The sequence below is a fragment of the Lactobacillus gallinarum DSM 10532 = JCM 2011 genome (assembly GCF_001434975.1).
Classification (GTDB): domain Bacteria; phylum Bacillota; class Bacilli; order Lactobacillales; family Lactobacillaceae; genus Lactobacillus; species Lactobacillus gallinarum.
This window is the reverse complement of record NZ_AZEL01000001.1, coordinates 1-19,517: the sequence shown is the minus strand read 5'-3', so window position 1 is coordinate 19,517 and position 19,517 is coordinate 1. Positions and strand designations below refer to the sequence as shown.

Genomic DNA, 19,517 nt, shown 5'->3' with positions numbered 1-19,517 from the left:
TCAGTATAACAGTAACTGGGACGGTTTTTAAGTACACTATTTTATTTGACGCTTACGATAGAGTTATTATAAAGTCATATACACACATGCAATATAAAAACTCCAGTCCAATATTACAAGACTAGAGTTAAAAATCACTTTTACATACTTTATAACTTACCTTTTAGAATCATTTTAGCCCTGTCGAGTATAGAATAAGCATTTTTATTTCCTAACAGCACAAGTATTGCAGCATACATAATAACAGAAAGAGCTACTGAAAAAATAGTTTTAAGAATTAATGAATTAAAACCATAATCACACAATAAACAAACAACTACAATTCCTACACAACCAATGATAGAATCCAATAAATTCTTCAGTGTATCTTTCTTAAAAATCACTGGTTTAATAATATCTCGACATGAATAGCCATTCATAATCATAACAGTAAATTCAGCTATTACCGTACTAAGTGATGTACCATCATATGACATAAAAGGTATTAAGATAAAATTTAAAATTATATTTTCAATAGCGGTAATAATCGTATTACGCAAAACCAAATTTTCTCTTTTAGCTGGTATTAATACACAATCTGAAAAAATCCAGGCAAAGATCGAGAAAATTATTGCCCAACAAATAATGCGAAGCGAGTTTACTGATGGCAAATATTTTTTACTTGCAATAATTAAAACCACTTCCCGACTAAGCATTATTAATCCAATTGCTGCAGGCAAAACAAGAATACCTAAGGAATCAATAACTTTAGATAAAACCTGATTATACTCACCAATACGTCTTTGTCCCCATAAAAACGCTAAACGTGGGATCGTAACTGTTAACAAAGCGGACAATAAACCTTGAGCTATTTGATATATTTTTACTGACGTACTATATATACCTACAGCATAATCATTTTTCAATAAGCCAAGAATCGTCGTATCTGATGATACATATATTGTAACAGCTACGGCTGAAGCAAAAATTATTAGTACAGGTCTTAAATGATATCGCCAATTGATCTTAAGCGTTAACTTGATATGAACAAAATTTCTTACATGAATAAAATTTAGCAAATTTGATCCAACAGCTGAAAAAACAGTAATACCTGCATAAACTAAATAGTCTTCAGGTCTTCTAACTAATAAAAATAACAAAACGATAGATATTAGTTTAAAAGCTATACTTCTTATTGTTATATAAGCATAGTCCTCATAGATGGTATAAATCCATTCAGTACCCAACGTAGTAAACAATATTTGCAGACTAAAGATTAATATACATGAGATATAATTATTTAGCTTTTTAAATATTATTAATGAAGCAAATAACAACACATAAGCTATTATTGTTGCTATCATATTTAAGCTAAATATCTGGCTAACAAAATTATTTATCTTTACCTTGTCTTCTCGATATTTTGCGCCCTCACGAACAGCATATGTAGCTATTCCTAATCCAGCTATTAGGATAAAATAGCTTACATATGTATTGGAGAAATTATAGATACCTATTCCTGAAACTGATAATACTCTTGACACATAGGGGAAAGTTATTAGTGGAAAAAATAAATTTAAAACACTTCTTAATCCATTTAAAAATGCGTTAACCCCTAATGATTTACTGTTTTTTATCATGATTATTCTTCAAGTATTGTTCTTCTTTTATATTTCTTAATAGCCCAAAAAGCTTAAACATAACCTTAAAATGGTTATAAGTCCACCATTCCAATTTATATATTTTTGTTTTATTTAAGGTTTTATTTAAATTTATGGAACTTATTTTTTCATTTATAAGATCTTTATATTTCTTTTCTAGTCCATTATCGTGCAAACATCCCAAAGCATTAGTTAAAAATTTTTGCTCCGACAAATTACTGATATCAGGATATTTATTTTTTAGAAAAATATATAATTCATATTCACTCGTCACCATATCATATTTATTTTTAGCAGAAAAAGTATGCATAATACTACTTGGATTTTGCCGATATAAATAATAGACATTATTCGATTTAAAAAATGAATTTGCTCTATTAAAGATTTTATACATTACAGCCAAATCTTCATAATTTCTGCCTACTGGAAATTCAATATTATTAAATAAATCTTTTCTAATAATTTTATTCCACAGATAACTTCCCCAATTAGGATCTTCCAAACTACTCATAGCACTTTTTTTATTAATTTTATATGTATCATTTTCGCTTCTCGTTAGTCTTGGAACTTGGGTAAAGAAATTTTTATGATTAAACATTAAAACATCAAAATTATATCTTTTTATATTTTTTAATACAAAAGCAATATAATCTTCAGCTATCACATCATCACTGTCAACAAAACATATGTATTCTCCATGTGCATTTTGTAAACCTAAATTTCTCGCACTAGCAACGCCTTGATTACTTTGATGCAAAAACCTAACATTAGAGAAATTGGTATTATATTTATTACAAATATTAAAGCTTTTATCTATAGAGCCATCATCGACTAAAATTAATTCAATATTATTTATATTTCTAATCTGACTTATGACACTCGATAAACAATCATCTAAGAATTGTTCAACATTATAAACTGGAATAATAATACTTAATATATAATTCAAATAATCACCTAGGCTTTTAAAACCTTAGTTATTAAAATTTAGACCTTTTTAATTTCTATTTATATATAGTTTTTATATATTTAGTGAGCAGAATTAAATATATAATCTATTATTTTAGGATCATTAATTTTTCTAGCAAAAGCATACTGAGTATTTACCTTACTTTTTAGCTCTTTCACGTCCTTAGCACTAAAAACATATGGTGTACCCCTCTGCCAATCAATATATCGTGCTGCTTGATAGTTATCATTGACATTTTTTCGAATATCAAATCTTCCCAATATAGTCTGAATAAATAATTCATCTGCACAATATCCATGCATAAAGATAGAATTATTATAATGAATAATTTCTGGTATATATTTACTTTTAATAGAAAACCACTGTGGTCCTTTTTTAAAATCGACATTAGGATGTTTTTTTATACGATTAATATTTAAAATTTTATTTCCTATTTTAAAAATCTGCGTAAGTATCTTATGGTTTCTAAAATCAATATTAGGATAAAAAAAGCCAATTCTCTTTCTTATTTCTTGATTTGTAAAACGATGATTATATCCTATATAAACATCTTTACTAAAATAATTAATAAAAAAGTCCTTAGTCATCAATGGTATATCATTACAAGAAATCAAATGTACATAATCATAAGGCAAATGTGCTTGTACTAATTTGAGTAACAACAAAGTAGCTTGTATTTGACTTTGTCCTCCCCACTTTACAGGTATTCTATTATCAACATAGAATATTTTCGATAGCTTACTATGTAGATTCGGAATTTTGTACCTAGCATCCCAATGAACAAAAAAATTAATATCCTTATTATCTAAAATATTAATAGTCTTTTGAAGAACATCAGCTTGATCACCATAGCCTATTACACACACAGCATGTTTCATAATTTTACCCCTAATATATATTTATTTTTACTATAAATACACGCCAAAATTAATAATGTGGTTTTTCAAAACTCATTATTAAAACTTACTCTTTAAAACCGTCTTAGCTCTGCCGAGCATAGAATAAGCATTTTTATTTTTAACAATATATACTGGTACTATTATTGAAATTTATACTTTACTAATAGTCGTCATAATATTTCTTTTTTAATTTGATTTATTTATGTATCTATAAACTTTTTTTGCTTTTTGCTTTAACACTATATACATATTAATAGCCGCATATAATCTTTTTTTTACTAAAGCTCTTTTCAATGAATTTATAAAATTAAGTTTTAAAGGATTACTATACTTTTTATACAGATTATTAGTAAAAAACAAATTCATTGTTTTAGCTTCCTGTATATTAAAATGTACAACGTAAGCATATATTTCAAAAACACTTTTTATCTTATCGTTATAAATCATATTTTCGGCTTTTAACTTTTCTTTTTCATTTTCATAATTTATAGTAGACAATATTTTAAATCTTAAGTTTATCAACTTCTCTGCATCTTCAACACATCTTTGAGGATCAGTTATATCTCTATTTATACCTGTCTGGTCACTATATATATAAATATAAGTAGGGATTTTCAGATAGTAAATTTCAGGTTTTGCATTTAAAATTTTTACAACAAAATCAAAATCTTCACCTACTTTCTTATTTATATCAAACTTAATATTATGTTCTACCAGAAAGCTTCTTTTATATAATTTTCCTACGGACCAATTTAATATGCCGTCTTTCAGCAAATTTCTTTTTAGCGAATTTACAGAAGGGGTGTTTTCTTTAATATCTAGATTTATATTTTCTCTTTTATTAAGACTCGTATTTAGTTTTCTTACATCATAAATGATCAAATCAAATTGAGTTACATTATTTTTAATCAACTTAAAATTAGATGATATTAAGACATCATCTGCATCTACAAAATAGATATACTCTCCCTTAGCCCTATCTATTCCTTCATTTCTAGCGCTACTTACTCCTTTGTTTTCTTGGTAATAATACTGTATTTTACTTTTTCGAGAAAAATTTTTATATATCTTTGATAAATCGGCTTTTGACCCGTCATCTATTATAATGATTTCATAATTTATTCCATTACGAATTTTTTGAATAGATACTACACAATCTTTTACTTGTTTTATACTTTTATTATAAACAGGTATTATAAAACTAATGTCTATCCCCATAATTCACCTACTCCGTCATAAAAACAAATGGAACCGTTGCATGGTAGCCTAAAAGCGCATAAATAATTAACCAATAACTTATCAATAAAACATACATAATTAGAGGTCTAAAATTTATTCCATTCAGTACAATTCTGGATTTTTTCTCAAAAATATATGGTATTCCCAAGCATAAATAAATAGAAAAGTAATCTATTACCCTAAATAAATAAGGTATTCTAACTAAAATACTAAATAAAATACAAATAAATGTAAGAACTTCAAAAAAATAGAATGTTGCATCTTTAGCTTTCTTTATACTTAATGTACATATTAAAAGGAGAAATAGGTAAAATATATATGATTTACCTACTGTACTATTTTCGGAATTAATATACATCGCATATCTTGTATTCAAGATACCTGCATTTAATAGAAATTGCGAAATTTGTTCAAAGCTTAATATAAATATAACTGAACCAACATATATTACAGACAATTTTAACCAATTATTATTTTTATAAGCAATAACTAAATAAATTATATAAACAATCAAAGCAATGATAGCTGTATTATGAAATAGATATGCAATTAATACTACTATTGAGAACTTTAAAAATTTCTCTTCTCTAATATACTTAAAGCCTAGTAATAAAATTACTAACGCCATTCCTTGACGAAGCATATTAAAATTCAAATTATAAAACAGTAAAAGGTAAGTAGCCCACCCACTAGTTATACTTATTAACTTTCTATTTTCTCTTAAAGCAATTAAGACTATTATATTTTCAACAAAGCAATACCAAAAATAAAACCAGTGTGGATTATTTGTAAATCTTGATACAACGAAGTTAAAAATAGCATACAATGCACCAATCGAACTTGCTGATGCTGTTCCCAATAGAGAGAACAAATTTGATGAACTTCTCGCTAAATAAAACCACGTATTACCATAAACTCGGATATCAGTCCCTATGCTATAATCTCTAACCCCACCTAATATACTTGGAAGTAATGCAATTAAAATTAATAATATTACAAACCATAACTTAGACAATGTTTTTTGTTCTATTGCTGGGAAAGCTATTTTTTCACAGAAATAGCACAATAATATAGAAATGGCAAAAACACATAAATATATATACATATAACTATCCTTATTGTTTCTCTTGATATATTTTTCTTAGGTAGCTACTAGTTTCAGACATATCATATCCACTTTTTACTATTGATTCAGATTCATCTTTTCTTTTATATGTAGCTGTTGAGGCTTTTTTAATTTCATTAATCCAAACATCAATGTTATTCAAATTCAAGAATTGAACATTAGATGTTACCTTTATTGAATGTGATACATTTTTAGACAGTATCAATCTTAAACCGCTCGCTTGTGCTTCCACAGCAGAAACTGATAGTCCTTCCCATAACGAAGGCATCACAAACAAATCAAAGCCTTGTAATACCCTATTAATATCATTTCTACTACCTAAAAATTTCACTTTATTCTGAATTCCTAATTCTTTGGTCCGAGTTTCAATCTTTTCTCTTAGATTTCCATCACCAACTAGTACTAGTTCCGCATTAGGAATATCCAGTTGGGAAAAGATATCAAGCAAAAATTTATGATTTTTTTGTTCTCTAAAAGCTCCAACATCTCCTATAACAAACTTACCTTCTAAATTTAGTTGCTGACGCATTTGTTCTCTTACTTTAGGATCATACACATAATCTTTAGTGATAATTCCATTCTTTATTATCTTTACTTGTTTATCAGTATAGTCGTCACCAAACATCCACTCCGCAGCAGTATCTGAACATGCAAACCGATAATCACTAAGTTGCATTAGTTTATTTCTATTAATTTTGTGCAACATAATTGCAATTTTAGAACCACTACTAGGACTAGTATTATGAGAATGAACAATTAATTTTGCATTAGTAAACTTTTTTACCATCAATGGCAACGCTATATTAGCTGCTGAATTCTTATGAACATGAACAAAATCATAATTATTCTTAACAAGAATATTTTTTACAAACTTATAGTAATTGCTCATTCCAGAGGGAACTTTATAAATATTAGCTCCATAATTTTTTAGCGTGGTTTCCAAATATGAATTATCACCACGCATTAAAAAATCAAACTGCAAATTAGTTCTATCTATTGTTTTTGTCAAATTTAACAGGAAGGCCTCTATACCTCCAACATTACTTTGCAATTCACTATGAAGTACCCGAATCATTTTTATATCAACTCTTTATATAATAGTTCAGTATTTTGTGCGACTCTTTTGCCATCAAACTTAGTTTTTACAATATTATTTGCATCCTTAACTAAAGAAGACGTCAAATTAGGCTGTTCAAATAATCTATCGACTGCATCCGCAGCTTTTGAATAATCATCTTTACCAACCAGCATACCATTTACGCCATCTTTAACAATGTTAGGAATAGCATCTACATTAGTAGCCACGATAGGAACACCACAAGCCATATATTCTGGCAAAACCAAACCAAAGCCTTCCCAACGTGAAAGTAATATCCCTACATCCATAATCTTCATATAAGCCGTAGGATTATCTACCCAGCCAGTTATTAAGAATGATGAGCCAAGATCATATTGATGGATTAAGTTTTCAACTTGACCTCGCAATTCGCCATCCCCAACCATCAAAAAAAATGCGTTAGGGATTTTTTCTTTTATCAACTTTCCAGCCCTCACAAATGTATCAGGAGCCTTTTGCTTAGATAGTCTGCCAACCATCCCCACAACAAATGCATCTTCAGGAATTCCTAATTGAGCCCTACTCATAGAAGCAGCCTTCTCTATCTCTTCTAGATCAATTCCGTTATAAATCACTTGTAATTTGCTTGGCTTACAGATTTTTCCTCTAAGTGCTGATTCTCTTTCGGCATTAGAAATACAGACAATCTTGTCACAGAAATGAGCAGAGATCTTTTCTACCCACTTATACATTTCCTGCTTTTTAGCTGATTGCTGCATATTGAATGCCCAACCGTGAGGATTATAGATTACCTTATTATTCAATCCCAGATCTGCAATACGTGCGAAGGCACCGGCTTTACTTGAATGGGCATATACGATATCTGGCTTTAATTGCTTAATGATTCTTCTGAGTGTTCTTTCAACTTTAATATCTGATGAAGGCTCAATATCATGCGCCATTTTTAAGACTATGACTCTATCAGCCAATGTCTTGAACTTCTCATAGTCATAGTTTTGTGAACATACTAAGATATTCTCGACTTTGTCCTTGCTATATTTAAAGAGTGTTTCCAAATATCTTTCTACTCCACCTGCAGCTTCTGCAACGTGAAGCACACATATTTTTTTATCCATATGCCCCTCATCAAACTTTCAACACAAAAAGCATTTATTAAATAATGCAACTTGTTCTAAATCATATCGTTAGAATTCAATATTCATTTAGATCTCTCATTACCTAACAAATGCTCTTAAACTTTTCACTTTTAATAAGCTCCATTCGGATGAATCATAACCAACACGGTTTTAACGATCAACTTAAAGTCCTCAAACACCCCAGAATGGTTAATATACACAATATCAAGCCAAACCATTTCGTCGAAATCGGCTTCACTTCTACGGGTTACTTGCCACAGACCGGTACAGCCTGGCATTACAGTTAAGCGTTGCTTATCGTAGTCAGTGTATTCTTCTACTTCTGAAGGTAGAGGTGGACGTGGTCCCACTAGAGACATATCACCGATTAGCACATTCCACAATTGTGGTAATTCATCTAAGCTATATTTACGAATCACATGTCCAATCTTGGTAATTCTTGGATCATCCTTGATCTTAAACATAGCCCCATCAATCTCATTCTGATCTTCTAACTTATCCAGCATCTTATCCGCATCAACGATCATCGATCGGAACTTCCACATTTTAAATGGCTTTTCATTCTTACCAATTCGCTCTTGCGAATAAAAAGCTGGGCCTCCATCTTCACTTCTGATCTTGATAACCAAAAACAAAAACAATGGAGACAGAAGAATTAACCCACATGCACTAGCAACGATGTCAAATAATCGCTTCACTACATGATAAAAAGGTCGATCATTGACCTTTGCAGGATTAACTTTTAGTCTTTCCATTGCCATCATTGCCTATTCTTACCTTCTATATCTATACTTTATTAACATAAATTCAAATTTTTTGTTTACTCTCAGTTAAGTATTATAATACCTAATTCTTATCTTGTCTCGTTTGTAAAAGTTTACATCTTAAAAAAACGAAAGATATTTCTTCTTTTCTTAAGTGGGCACCAATTTAATTGAACATTATCACCATTGACAATTGCCCGGGCGTTATTTTTAAACTCATTTACGCGTTCTTCGCCGAATTCTTCACCTAGCTTTTTTAATGCTGCACTATATTCATATTGTCTTTTAGGCAGATCATGAGCATCTGAAGCAAAGCAAGCACATTGACCTGCTTCGATGAATTGTTTGCTCATTTTTTCAATTTCTTTACCGAACGTACCAACATATGAACTAGCCGTTAGCTGAACCAAGCATCCCTGCTCAATCAATTCTTGCAAGATGTGCGGCTCCTTCAAAATTCTACTATTACGCTCAGGGTGCACCACAATTGGCGTGATGCCGCGCTGTTGAATATTAAAGATCATATCCTTAGCATAAGTTGGCACATCATCACTAGGGAATTCTAACAACATGTATTGTCCGTCTTCATCTAAGAAGAGAATATCATCATTGTCAAGTGCTTCAGGTAAATCTCCTGAAATGCGCACCTCTTGCCCAGGAAATACTGTCAATGGAATCTTAGCTTCATCAAGCATGTCTTGGAAGTTTTCAGTTAACCGAATCACGTCTTTTTTATGATTAATGTATTTACCATTTAACGTGTGCGGCGTACATACTGCATGAGTAATTCCATCTTTGACAGCATCCCTTGCCAACTTAATTGATGTTTCCCAATCTTTTGATCCATCATCAATCCCCGGCAAAATGTGACAGTGAATATCAACTAAAGTCATAATTACTTCCTAAATTTAGAGAACAATCCTTTTTTCTTCGTATCTTCTTCTCCGTAGCCGTAGCCATAACCATAGCCGTATCCGTAACCATAGCCATAACCCGCATTATCAGAACTTACATCATTCATGATGTAACCCAAGATACGTGCCTTTGCAAATTCAAGCATTTCAACAGCACGCTTAATGGCCATCTTTTGCGTCTTACCTTGGCGAACTACTAAGACAACCCCATCTAAGTGACTAGCAAGTTCTTGTGTATCAGATACTTCAAGAACAGGAGCCAAGTCGATAATAACCAAATCGTAGCGTTCTTCGGTAAGTTTAACAAAGTCACGCATACGCTTAGAACCAATCAGTTCTGCTGGGTTAGGTGGCATCGGACCAGCCGTTAACACGTAAAGATTATTTACGCCACTCTCTTGTACTACACTATCAAGATCAACTTCCTTAGCAGTTGAAGAGATAACTGTACTAAGACCAACATGATTACTTAAGTTAAATGTTGAATGTACTGTGGGTCTACGTAAGTCAGCATCAATCAACAAAACTTTACGTCCAGCTTGAGCATAAGTAACAGCAACGTTAGCAGCTACAGTAGACTTACCTTCACTAATATTAGCAGAAGTAAATGCTAAAGACTTAATGTCATGATCCACTGCCATAAAGTTAATATTAGTACGAACAGTACGGAATTGTTCAGCTATTGGACTCTTTGGCTTAGCTACAGTGATTAACTTAGCACCATTTTTAATGGTATCATCTGTACCACGCTTTTTCTTAAATAATGGCATTTTGTCCTCCTACTCTTATACTCTACGTCTCTTAAATTGTCCGCGCTTTGTCATATTGGAATTGTTTTTAATAGTAAATGAAGATGATAAGTGGAAGTGAGCAATTTGACCTAAGTTAGTTAAGCCTAATTCACGAGTTAAGAATTCATCGTCACGGACAGTGGTATTGGTCATTTCACGAATCATAATTACTGCGAAAGTTAATACCAAACCAACTACGAAGCCGGCTAGGGTAAATAGCTTAACGTTAGGTGATGATTGAACACCATTAGTACCATTTGCCACAATTGTTACATTATTGACACTCATAATATTAGGAATTTCCTTACGGAAAGTTTCAGCTACTGCATTTACTTCTGCCTTTGCCTTAGCTGGTGTATCAGCCTTAGCTGAAATTGAGAAGACTTGTGATTGTTGTTGGGTACCTACTGAAATACTCTTAGCAAGTTCTTTTGCAGAAACTGAATAACTCTTGCCGCTTCGTTCAATTACAGCTGGGCGAGCTTTTCTCACTAATCTTCTTCTACCATTTTCATCAGTTCTGTACACTGCTTTTTGTGCTTTTTTCACAACAACAGTTGGATTAGCTAAACGATTAGAGGCTTCTGTCAAAATCTTGTTACTTGTTACGATGTCTTTATAAGTAGTAACCATCTGCATGTTAGCTTGTTGAGTCGCATAAGCAGCGTTTGGATCATTGTTACGACTCTTTTGGTTAACTAATAATTGAGCAGTTGAAGTATATTTAGGAGAAATTACGAATTCTGAAACTCCCCAGCCGACTAAGGCAAGACCTACACTCCAAAGAATCAATGCCCAGATATGCTTACGGCAAATGCGTAATAATTGGGTAAGATCAATTGTATTATCAGTTTGCTTTTGTTCTTGTTCCATCTGTCTTTCCTTTAATTATGATTCATAACGTAGCTGTCCTTATTAGCCGCTACCTTTACTTTAGGCAATTCAAGAGCATCCCTAATCTTATCAGATACTCTTTGTCTTTCTTCCTTACTTACAACTTCAATTTCCATTAAGCCAAACTTAGGATTCATAGTTTGCTTACTTACACCTTGAGCATGGTCTTGACTCAAGTTATCAGTAGCCTTGCGGTAATCCATACCAATCTTGTACATCTGGTTCATAGTCAAGTCAGTCTGCATTTCATCAGAAATTGAATTCAAGAACTTAGAATTCAACAAGGTTGTCGGTGAAACAGACTTCTTAAGAAGCGCCATAATCACGCGGCGGTCACGATCTTGACGACCATAGTCTTGACGTGGATCTCCGTGACGAAGTTGAGCAAAGGCTAATGCCTTTTTACCATTCATATGGTAAGTCTTACCTTCTTCGAAGTGGTAGCCCATATTATTGAACGTAAGTGGTGAAGTGACATCTATACCACCAACTTGATCGATTGCCTTCTTCAAGCCGCCCATGTTAATCATGATGTAGCCATCGATTGGCACACTGTAATATTTATCAAGAGTCTTAACAGTTTCAGCAACTCCGCCCAAAGTATACGCTGAGTTCATCTTCGTTACCCCATATTGTGGGAAGTCCGGGAAGATTGCATTAGAGTCACGTGGAATAGAAATAATAGTCGTGCTATTCTTCTTTGGATTAATGGTCATCATCATCATGGTATCAGTTCTACCTTTCCAATGACGTCCCATAGCACCGGTATCTGTACCAAGAAGCAAAATATTGATTGGCTTCTTTTCATTCAATAGCGTATCTAAATTACGTCCCTTATTACTCTTGGTTTGTTTAGCAACAGGCGTATACATGTTTTGTGTGGTATCACGCAAATTCTTATAAATGTAACCACAAACAAAAAGTCCGATGACAATAATCACACCAATTACAATCCAGAATCCTCGCCAAAACTTGCGATGGTGATGGCGATGATGGTGGTGACGGTGATGATGATGCATCGGTTTTTGACTTTGATCATTATTATCTGACATGTTTGTCCCCTTTTATAATCTTACAAATCCCTCCTATTATATACTCATAAAATGCATTTTGGCTAGGTAGAAAAGGGTTACAAATGAAAATATTGAGGAATTTGGCAGATTTTTCGGGGGAATAAATGCGGATTTTTGTTGCTATTATTTTAGAATTCTAATTGATTTAATAAGTGTTTGTTATAATTGTGATTGGCATTTGTGCTCCTCCCAATGTCCATTTTTGCATTAGGAGGTAATTATTTTGCAAGTATGGTAATCCTATTAACCGCCGTAGTTGCGCCTATTGTTGTGAATGCAGTGTCTCATGCTCTAGAGACGCTGTTTGATGAGTGACTAGATAATCGTCATCGCACAAGGCAGCACGATCAGCGAAAGCGGAAAAAGCACAAGCGCCGCTAGCCTTAGCCATTTACACAGAACTTTAATGTCCTAAAATTTGGTGAAAATAAAAAGTCGTTACTCTTTTGTCCACTTCGAGTAACGGCTTTTTTGCTCTTATTTTTTGATCAATTTTACAAATTGGTCAATCCTATAAACTTACTATAGCATGTTTAAAATATTTTAGCTACACATTTGCAGAGCTCACAATAGAAACCGACACGTTCTTGAATTCTCACTCATTCACCTTTTTTCCTTATTATAAGCAACTGTAATACAATATAGATATACAAACTAGATAACGAGGTGGACTCATGATCGATAATCAACCTAAAAAAATAAAAGCTTATATCGCGGGCGTCAACTTGAATGACCCCAACTTCGACTACTACATGACAGAGCTGGCTAACTTAACTGAAGCCAACAACATGGAAGTTGTGGGGCAAAGCTACCAAAATGCCGAATCAATCGTTGCCGGAACCTACTTCGGTTTGGGCAAGATCAACGAAATCAAGGCGATGGCTCATGGTCTCAAGGCTAAAGTCTTAGTTTTAAACGATGAATTAACGCCGGTGCAAATCCGTAACCTGGAAAAATTAACCAAGATGCGGGTCATCGACAGAACTGAATTAATTTTGGAAATTTTTGCCAGTCGTGCTCGCACTAAGCAGGCCAAACTGCAGGTGCAACTCGCCAGATTGCAATACGAATTGCCACGTCTTCACCCTTCCGAAAACAACCTAGACCAGCAGCGTGGTGGTGGCTATTCCAACCGTGGTGCCGGTGAAAGTAAGCTGGAATTAAACCGCCGGACAATCGGCAAGCAAATTTCTGCCATCAAGAAGGAACTCAAGGCTGTGGCTAGTCAAGAAGAGATCAAATCAGCTCGCCGCAACCAAAGCCGCATCCCTAAAGTAGCCCTTGTTGGCTACACCAACGCCGGCAAGTCAACCACGATGAATGGCTTGCTCAAGGAGTTCTCTGATGAAGGTAGTAATAAGGAAGTCTTCGTCAAGAACATGCTTTTTGCGACACTAGACACCAGCGTGCGCCGCATTGATCTCAAGGACAACTTCAGCTTTATCTTGTCTGACACCGTTGGTTTTATTTCAAAATTGCCCCACAACTTAGTTGAATCATTCAAGGCAACTTTGCAAGAAACCAAAGATGCCGATCTTTTAATCAACGTAGTTGATGCATCTGACCCGAACATGGTTCAGATGATCCGCACCACGCAAAACGTATTGGATGAAATCGGTGTCAAGGGTATCTCGATGATCACCGCCTACAACAAAGCTGACAAGACTGATCGCAACTACCCACAGATCGAGGGTAACGACATTCTTTATTCAGCCATCGATCCAAAATCGATCAAGATGCTGGCCGATTTAATCACCAAGCGCGTCTTCTCCAATTATGAGGAATTCAGCTTGCTCTTGCCGCTTTCTGCTGGTAAGGAACTGGCCTACTTACACGAAAACGCCCAAGTCTTAAGCGAAGACTACGAAGACGACGGCGTGCACATTCAGGCTAACATTGCGCCCGACGACCAAGGACGCTACAAACAATATTTGGTCTAGCTAGACTGGGAATTAAGAAATTGAAGATCAAACACAAATTGCTGGTCGCTGCGACTGCGATTATTGCCGCTTTTGGCATCAACACTACGACCACTCATGCCGCAAAATACTCCAAGACTGAGGCCAAACAAGTACGTCAGTTTCAAAAACGGTATCATGCCTTAAGCAAGGTTAAGTATAATAAGCAAAATATTTATGCACAGCAGCCAAACTTTGGCCTGCCTTTTTCAGCTGGGGGTTTAAATCCATCCTACATCCCTGATACCATGAGCTACGTCAATTACTACCGCTCATTAGCAGGTTTGCCTACCGAATTGAATCATGCCGATGATAATTCACATGCCCAAATTGGTGCTGCTGCCTTAGCCGCAGTTAATGCTAAAAAAGACTTAAACGTCCACGGTTTACTAGGTTACACTCGGCCATTTTATTTCAATGAAACTGATTGGAATATCGCCGAAAATTCCACTTTGGGTAATGTTAACTTTTTAGAATCCAATAACGGCGCTACAGCGGGTGATATCGTCACGGACCTGATTCGCGAAGACAACAACATCGCTGGTAAGGGTAACATCGGCCATCGGGCCTTGATTTTGTCAGCTCGCGCAACCCGGATGGGCATCGGCGCCGCTTATGGTGATGGTGTCAGCAACAATGTGCTCTATTCCGTACAAAACGGCTGGTTTGCGGACGACATTTTGCGTGATCCTGTTGTAGACACAATGATTTATCCGGCTCGCCGCGTCTTTCCATATGAATTAGTGGACAAAAAAACACCATGGTCATTCTCTACTACTGAGAAGATCACGGGAATACCTAAGATTTATATCACCGATATGACGACTAAGAAACGCTACCGTGCAACGCAAGTTCGAAACTTTAGTACGGCATTTTACGGCGATGGCTATACTACGACGATTACTTACCAACCTGGTAAGACTAAGTTGATTAATACTCATAAATATAAGGTAAAGATTGGTAAGTATTACACTTATACCTTTAGATTTTTCAGACAAAAAGGACATTTGAAGTAGAAAATGTAACTAATTTTACTGAAAATGAAAAGTGCAACAAAAAAGACAAGGAGAGATCCTTGTCTTTTTTTGATTGTTCTTCGAATAAAACCGTAATTTGGTCAGAATTAAAATCTTGTGATTCAATTCTAACAACTGAGGCACCTTTCTCAAACATCTTTTTATGCAAGTTTAATAATGATTGTGGAATTGCTTTTGCACTTTGATTTATCAGTGTTAATGCCAAAAGTTGTCTAGACGTACGTAATGCATAATCATAGTCGAGCACCAAAAATCTTCCCCGACCAGTTAATCTAACATTGCCACTAATCAATTCAGGAAATGCGCTTAAAACTTGTAATTTTTGAAACGTAGTTCCGTCTTTTTTGATCAAAACTTTGTCTAAATCTATTTTTCTGTATTTAGCACTAAGGAAAAAATTCTTACTACCCCTTAAATATGAAATACCACATAAGTGCATAAAATTAGTAACAGATGCAATCACTGTAATTGAAGTCTTAGCCGTATAAAACGTTACTTTCTTATTACCTCATAAAAAACAGCAGCTCTACGAATATCATCTAAGAACCGGTTAATGTATGAATATTCTCTAGGTCTTAATTTTCTATAATTGTATTTTTTACGCATTATTCTCTCCAAAAAAAATGAGTCCACACATAATGTGCGAACTCATCATGGTCGGTTTAGTTCTGGTGTCTGCCACCTGCTTGGCCCTTATGTCCAAGATTAAATATCGAGATTAGTTCTGGTTCTCGCAACCTGTTAGGCCCTTACGTCCTATTGAAATATCAGATTGACCATGAGCCGACCGCTCATTAGGAACTTGTTCCTGTGCCATTATTATACAAAATGAGCAAATCTAATACAAGATAATCGATTATTAGATATTAGAACACTCACAAGTATAAGGTAAAAAGGGGCAAATATTACACTTATACCTTTAGATTTTTCAGACAAAAAGGGCATTTGAAGTAGAAAATAAAAAGTAGTTACTTTGCAATTAATACATAGTAACTACTTTTTTATATTCAAATTATAAAACTCTCTTAACAATCGTTGGTGCAAAGTAACTAGTCATTGTCTGCAAGATCGTACCTTGTTCAGGTGTTGCCGCATTGACATATTGATTATTACCAATGTAAATGGCTACGTGATATGGTGCGCTTTCTGAACCCCAGAACAACAAATCTCCTACTTGTAAATTGCTTGCGGAAACAGGTTGACCATTAGCCTGACTCTTTTGGTAAACTGTTTGACCAACCTTAACTTGATCATAGGTAGTACGAGGCAAGTTCATACCAGCCGCATTCTTAAAGACATATTGCACCAAGCTAGAGCAGTCAAAGCTGTCTGGACCATTAGCGCCCCAGGCATAAGGCTTACCAACTTGTTGCTTAGCTAAAGCAACGATGGCACCGGCCTTACTTGAGGCTTGCGTTGATACAACCTTCTTGGTAGTTAACTTTTTACTAGTCTTTTGCACTGCCGCATCAACAATTTGCTTAGCCTTCTTCACCTTAGCGGCCTTAGACTTAGTCTTAGTCGACTTCTTGGTACTTTTCTTAGTTACAGTGCCCAAAGAAATAACGTTATTAACTTTCGTCGTTGTTTTCTTGCTCGTCTTCTTTGACTTTTTGGTCGTCTTCTTCTTGGTAGATACGTTGGTTACCTTGTCCTTAGTTTTGGCATTGGTGGAAGCCGGAGTGTCCATCCCGACATCAACGGTGTAACGCGCTTCAATCCATTCACGCGTACCAACCTTATACCAAAGGTTACCTTTCTTATCTACAGCAGTTTCGGCAACATTCCAAATAGTACCGTCTTTTGCACGGTAACCCATGAACTTACCCTTATTATAATTAGTCCAAATGTTTAAGCCCTTACCGGGTAAATAATTAATCTTTACCCTCTTAATCGCAGTAAAGTTGGCTGCGCGGACCGTTTTCAGTGACGTAATCGCAGAGACACCTGTGACAGTAAGTGCCGCAGCTGCTCCCAACTTAAATAATTTATGTTTAGTCATTCTTCAATCCCCTTAGTAGCAAAACTTACTACTTTATAACTAACGACTTCATTATTGCATTTACGCAGAAAAAGAGCAACTAACAACGATTAGTATTTAATAATGAAAAAAGTGAGCTAATACATAGCCCACTTTAGTTTGATAATCTCTTTTTTATAAAACACGCTTAGCAACACTTGGGTAGAAGTAACTACTCAAAGTTTGCTTGATAACGCCTTGACCAGGTGTAGCTGCGTGAATGTATTGATTGTTACCAACGTAAATACCTACGTGATATGGAGCTGAAGCTGAACCCCAGAAAAGCAAATCACCAGGTTGAAGGTTATTCATAGAAACAGTTGAACCTTGCTTAACTTGATCATAGGTAGTTCTACCTAAGTTAACGCCAGCTGCCTTTGAGTAGACATATGAGGTAAGACCTGAACAGTCAAAGCCGTTGGCACCGGTACCGCCCCATACGTAATTCTTACCAAGTTGTGCTTCAGCTAAAGTAACAATAGCTGATGCATCACCAGTTGCTTGAACTGACTTCTTAGCCTTCTTGGAATTAGCTGGCACAGTGTATTGAGCCATGATCCATTGGCCTTCACCAACTTGGTACCAAGTACGCCCCTTCTTATCAGTTGCTTGGTTAATAACATTCCAAGTAGTGCCGTGTGGTGCACGTTGACCAGTAAAATGACCATGGTTGTAATTATCCCAGATATTAACACCATAACCTGGAACATAATTGATCTTTACTCTAGTAGTAGCGGCTTGAACATTAGCAGTAGTTGAATCTGGCTTAACAGCACTTACTGTAGCTACACCGGTCAGAGTTAAAGCAGCAGCTGCAGTAACTTTTACAAAATTACTTTTAATATTCATATATTCTCCTATTATGTTTATATCTATATCACAAGTTATTAGATTTTTATATTTTGGTAACGAAAATTTATTTTATCGGAAAATCTTTAAACTTAATTAACTATTCAACAGACTCTATAATAAATGCCTTATGTTACATGAATGTTACAAAAGTAATACTAATTTAATAAATATTAAACGGCTTACATTTCTTCAAAAACAGTCAAATGACATAGATGAACCACATAGAACTAAAAATAATTTACTATGTAAAAAAAAGAGCTAGGTGAAATTCACCTAACTCCTTTTACTAATAATCTTTAGAAAGACATAACTTTAAATGTAATTAGTCGATAACACGCTTAGCTGATGATGGGAAGAATGATGCTAAGGTTTGAGTCTTAACATTTTGACCAGGAGCTGGAGCGTGAACGAACTTGCCACCGCCAATGTAGATACCTACGTGGTAGTTACCCCAGAATAACAAGTCACCCTTCTTAAGCGTCTTAGTTGAAACTGAAACAGTCTTACCAAGAGTGATTTGACCGTAAGTAGTTCTTGGCAAAGTCTTGTTAATTGCGTTCTTGTAAACGTATGAAGTTAAACCTGAGCAGTCAAATGCGTAAGGGCCCGCTGCGCCCCAAACGTAAGGTTTACCGATTTCCTTCTTAGCAAGCTTAACAATTGCGTTACGCTTCTTAGTAACAGCAGAAGTCTTCTTAACGGTACTTGCAGCTGGAGTTGAAGTTTCGATATCTGACATTGAATTGTCAGTATTTACAGTACTGGTTGAAACTTCGTCAGCGTGAACAGTAGCTGGAACATTAATAGCTGAGATACCTGTAAAGAAAATTGATAAAGCTGCAGTGTATTTAACTAAAGTACGTTTTAAATTCAAAATTAATTGTCTCCCTTAAATTATAGATTTCGTTTATTTAACATTTGTTTCAAATTTGATTGATTTCTTAAATCAGTTGACGGTTAATATAATACCTTCTGAATGTTACATAATTGTTTCAAAAGAACTACCATCACGTTAAGAAACATTGTATAGTCAACTACCCTAGACTGAAGTCTAGGGCTTAGTGGCTCCTTAGCTTACGCTAACCAGAACACAAACTTGCTTAGATACGGACTTGACTTACCAGCA

Annotated in this window: 17 protein-coding genes and 1 pseudogene; 2 read left to right on the top strand and 16 right to left on the bottom strand. The window is 34.6% G+C overall.

Features of this window, described 5'->3' with window-relative positions; genetic code table 11:
• Nucleotides 1-149 precede the first annotated feature (149 nt).
• From FC37_RS00090 to FC37_RS00035, 12 genes are all read right to left on the bottom strand, one after another.
• A complete protein-coding gene (locus FC37_RS00090; RefSeq protein WP_035434573.1) occupies nt 150-1,619 on the bottom strand; it encodes a flippase in 1,470 nt (489 codons plus the stop codon).
• Nucleotides 1,603-2,589 (bottom strand): glycosyltransferase family 2 protein, encoded by a 987-nt coding sequence (locus FC37_RS00085; protein ID WP_025006340.1) that lies wholly within the window; start codon nt 2,587-2,589, stop codon nt 1,603-1,605. Before FC37_RS00085 ends, FC37_RS00090 begins: the two co-directional genes overlap by 17 nt.
• An 80-nt stretch (nt 2,590-2,669) precedes the next feature.
• Nucleotides 2,670-3,488, bottom strand: a complete 819-nt coding sequence (locus tag FC37_RS00080; protein WP_025006339.1) for a beta-1,6-N-acetylglucosaminyltransferase — start codon at nt 3,486-3,488, stop codon at nt 2,670-2,672.
• 207 nt (nt 3,489-3,695) lie between these two features.
• A complete protein-coding gene (locus FC37_RS00075; RefSeq protein WP_025006338.1) occupies nt 3,696-4,727 on the bottom strand; it encodes a glycosyltransferase family 2 protein in 1,032 nt (343 codons plus the stop codon).
• Between the two features lie 7 nt (nt 4,728-4,734).
• The gene (locus FC37_RS00070; RefSeq protein ID WP_025006337.1) at nt 4,735-5,853 is read right to left on the bottom strand and encodes an EpsG family protein; all 1,119 of its coding nucleotides are present in this window, start codon (nt 5,851-5,853) and stop codon (nt 4,735-4,737) included.
• A 10-nt stretch (nt 5,854-5,863) separates the two neighbouring features.
• Nucleotides 5,864-6,949 carry a glycosyltransferase family 1 protein gene (locus FC37_RS00065; protein WP_025006336.1) on the bottom strand — a complete coding sequence of 362 codons (1,086 nt, stop codon included), beginning with the start codon at nt 6,947-6,949 and terminating at the stop codon, nt 5,864-5,866.
• Between the two features lie 2 nt (nt 6,950-6,951).
• Nucleotides 6,952-8,067, bottom strand: a complete 1,116-nt coding sequence (locus FC37_RS00060) for a glycosyltransferase family 4 protein (protein ID WP_056945422.1) — start codon at nt 8,065-8,067, stop codon at nt 6,952-6,954.
• Nucleotides 8,068-8,198: 131 nt separating this feature from the next.
• Nucleotides 8,199-8,849 (bottom strand): sugar transferase, encoded by a 651-nt coding sequence (locus tag FC37_RS00055; RefSeq protein ID WP_025006334.1) that lies wholly within the window; start codon nt 8,847-8,849, stop codon nt 8,199-8,201.
• Between the two features lie 116 nt (nt 8,850-8,965).
• Nucleotides 8,966-9,745: a tyrosine-protein phosphatase gene (locus FC37_RS00050; RefSeq protein WP_025006333.1), complete on the bottom strand. Its 780-nt coding sequence runs from the start codon at nt 9,743-9,745 to the stop codon at nt 8,966-8,968.
• A 2-nt stretch (nt 9,746-9,747) separates the two neighbouring features.
• A complete protein-coding gene (locus FC37_RS00045) occupies nt 9,748-10,536 on the bottom strand; it encodes a CpsD/CapB family tyrosine-protein kinase (protein ID WP_025006332.1) in 789 nt (262 codons plus the stop codon).
• Nucleotides 10,537-10,551: 15 nt separating this feature from the next.
• Entirely contained in the window at nt 10,552-11,430 is an 879-nt protein-coding gene (locus FC37_RS00040) for a YveK family protein (RefSeq protein WP_025006331.1), read from the bottom strand.
• Between the two features lie 11 nt (nt 11,431-11,441).
• Nucleotides 11,442-12,503, bottom strand: a complete 1,062-nt coding sequence (locus FC37_RS00035; RefSeq protein ID WP_025006330.1) for an LCP family protein — start codon at nt 12,501-12,503, stop codon at nt 11,442-11,444.
• 695 nt (nt 12,504-13,198) lie between these two features.
• Between FC37_RS00035 and hflX the strand changes: the two genes are divergently transcribed.
• Complete coding sequence (gene hflX, locus FC37_RS00030; protein ID WP_056945421.1) at nt 13,199-14,464, top strand: GTPase HflX; 1,266 nt, start codon at nt 13,199-13,201, stop codon at nt 14,462-14,464.
• A 20-nt stretch (nt 14,465-14,484) separates the two neighbouring features.
• A complete protein-coding gene (locus FC37_RS00025) occupies nt 14,485-15,498 on the top strand; it encodes a CAP domain-containing protein (RefSeq protein ID WP_025006329.1) in 1,014 nt (337 codons plus the stop codon).
• On the opposite strand, the pseudogene FC37_RS00020 reads toward FC37_RS00025, so the two are convergent.
• The 4 genes and pseudogenes from FC37_RS00020 to FC37_RS00005 all read right to left on the bottom strand — a co-directional run.
• A pseudogene (locus FC37_RS00020) lies at nt 15,473-16,012 on the bottom strand (PBECR4 domain-containing protein); the annotation flags it as partial. The gene FC37_RS00025 and the pseudogene FC37_RS00020 sit on opposite strands and share 26 nt — an antisense overlap.
• A gap of 519 nt (nt 16,013-16,531) precedes the next feature.
• Nucleotides 16,532-17,521 (bottom strand): C40 family peptidase, encoded by a 990-nt coding sequence (locus FC37_RS00015; protein ID WP_025006328.1) that lies wholly within the window; start codon nt 17,519-17,521, stop codon nt 16,532-16,534.
• A gap of 153 nt (nt 17,522-17,674) precedes the next feature.
• Nucleotides 17,675-18,388, bottom strand: coding sequence for a C40 family peptidase (locus tag FC37_RS00010; protein ID WP_025006327.1), 714 nt, complete (start codon nt 18,386-18,388; stop codon nt 17,675-17,677).
• Nucleotides 18,389-18,713: 325 nt separating this feature from the next.
• Nucleotides 18,714-19,265 (bottom strand): C40 family peptidase, encoded by a 552-nt coding sequence (locus FC37_RS00005; RefSeq protein WP_025006326.1) that lies wholly within the window; start codon nt 19,263-19,265, stop codon nt 18,714-18,716.
• Nucleotides 19,266-19,517: the final 252 nt, after the last annotated feature.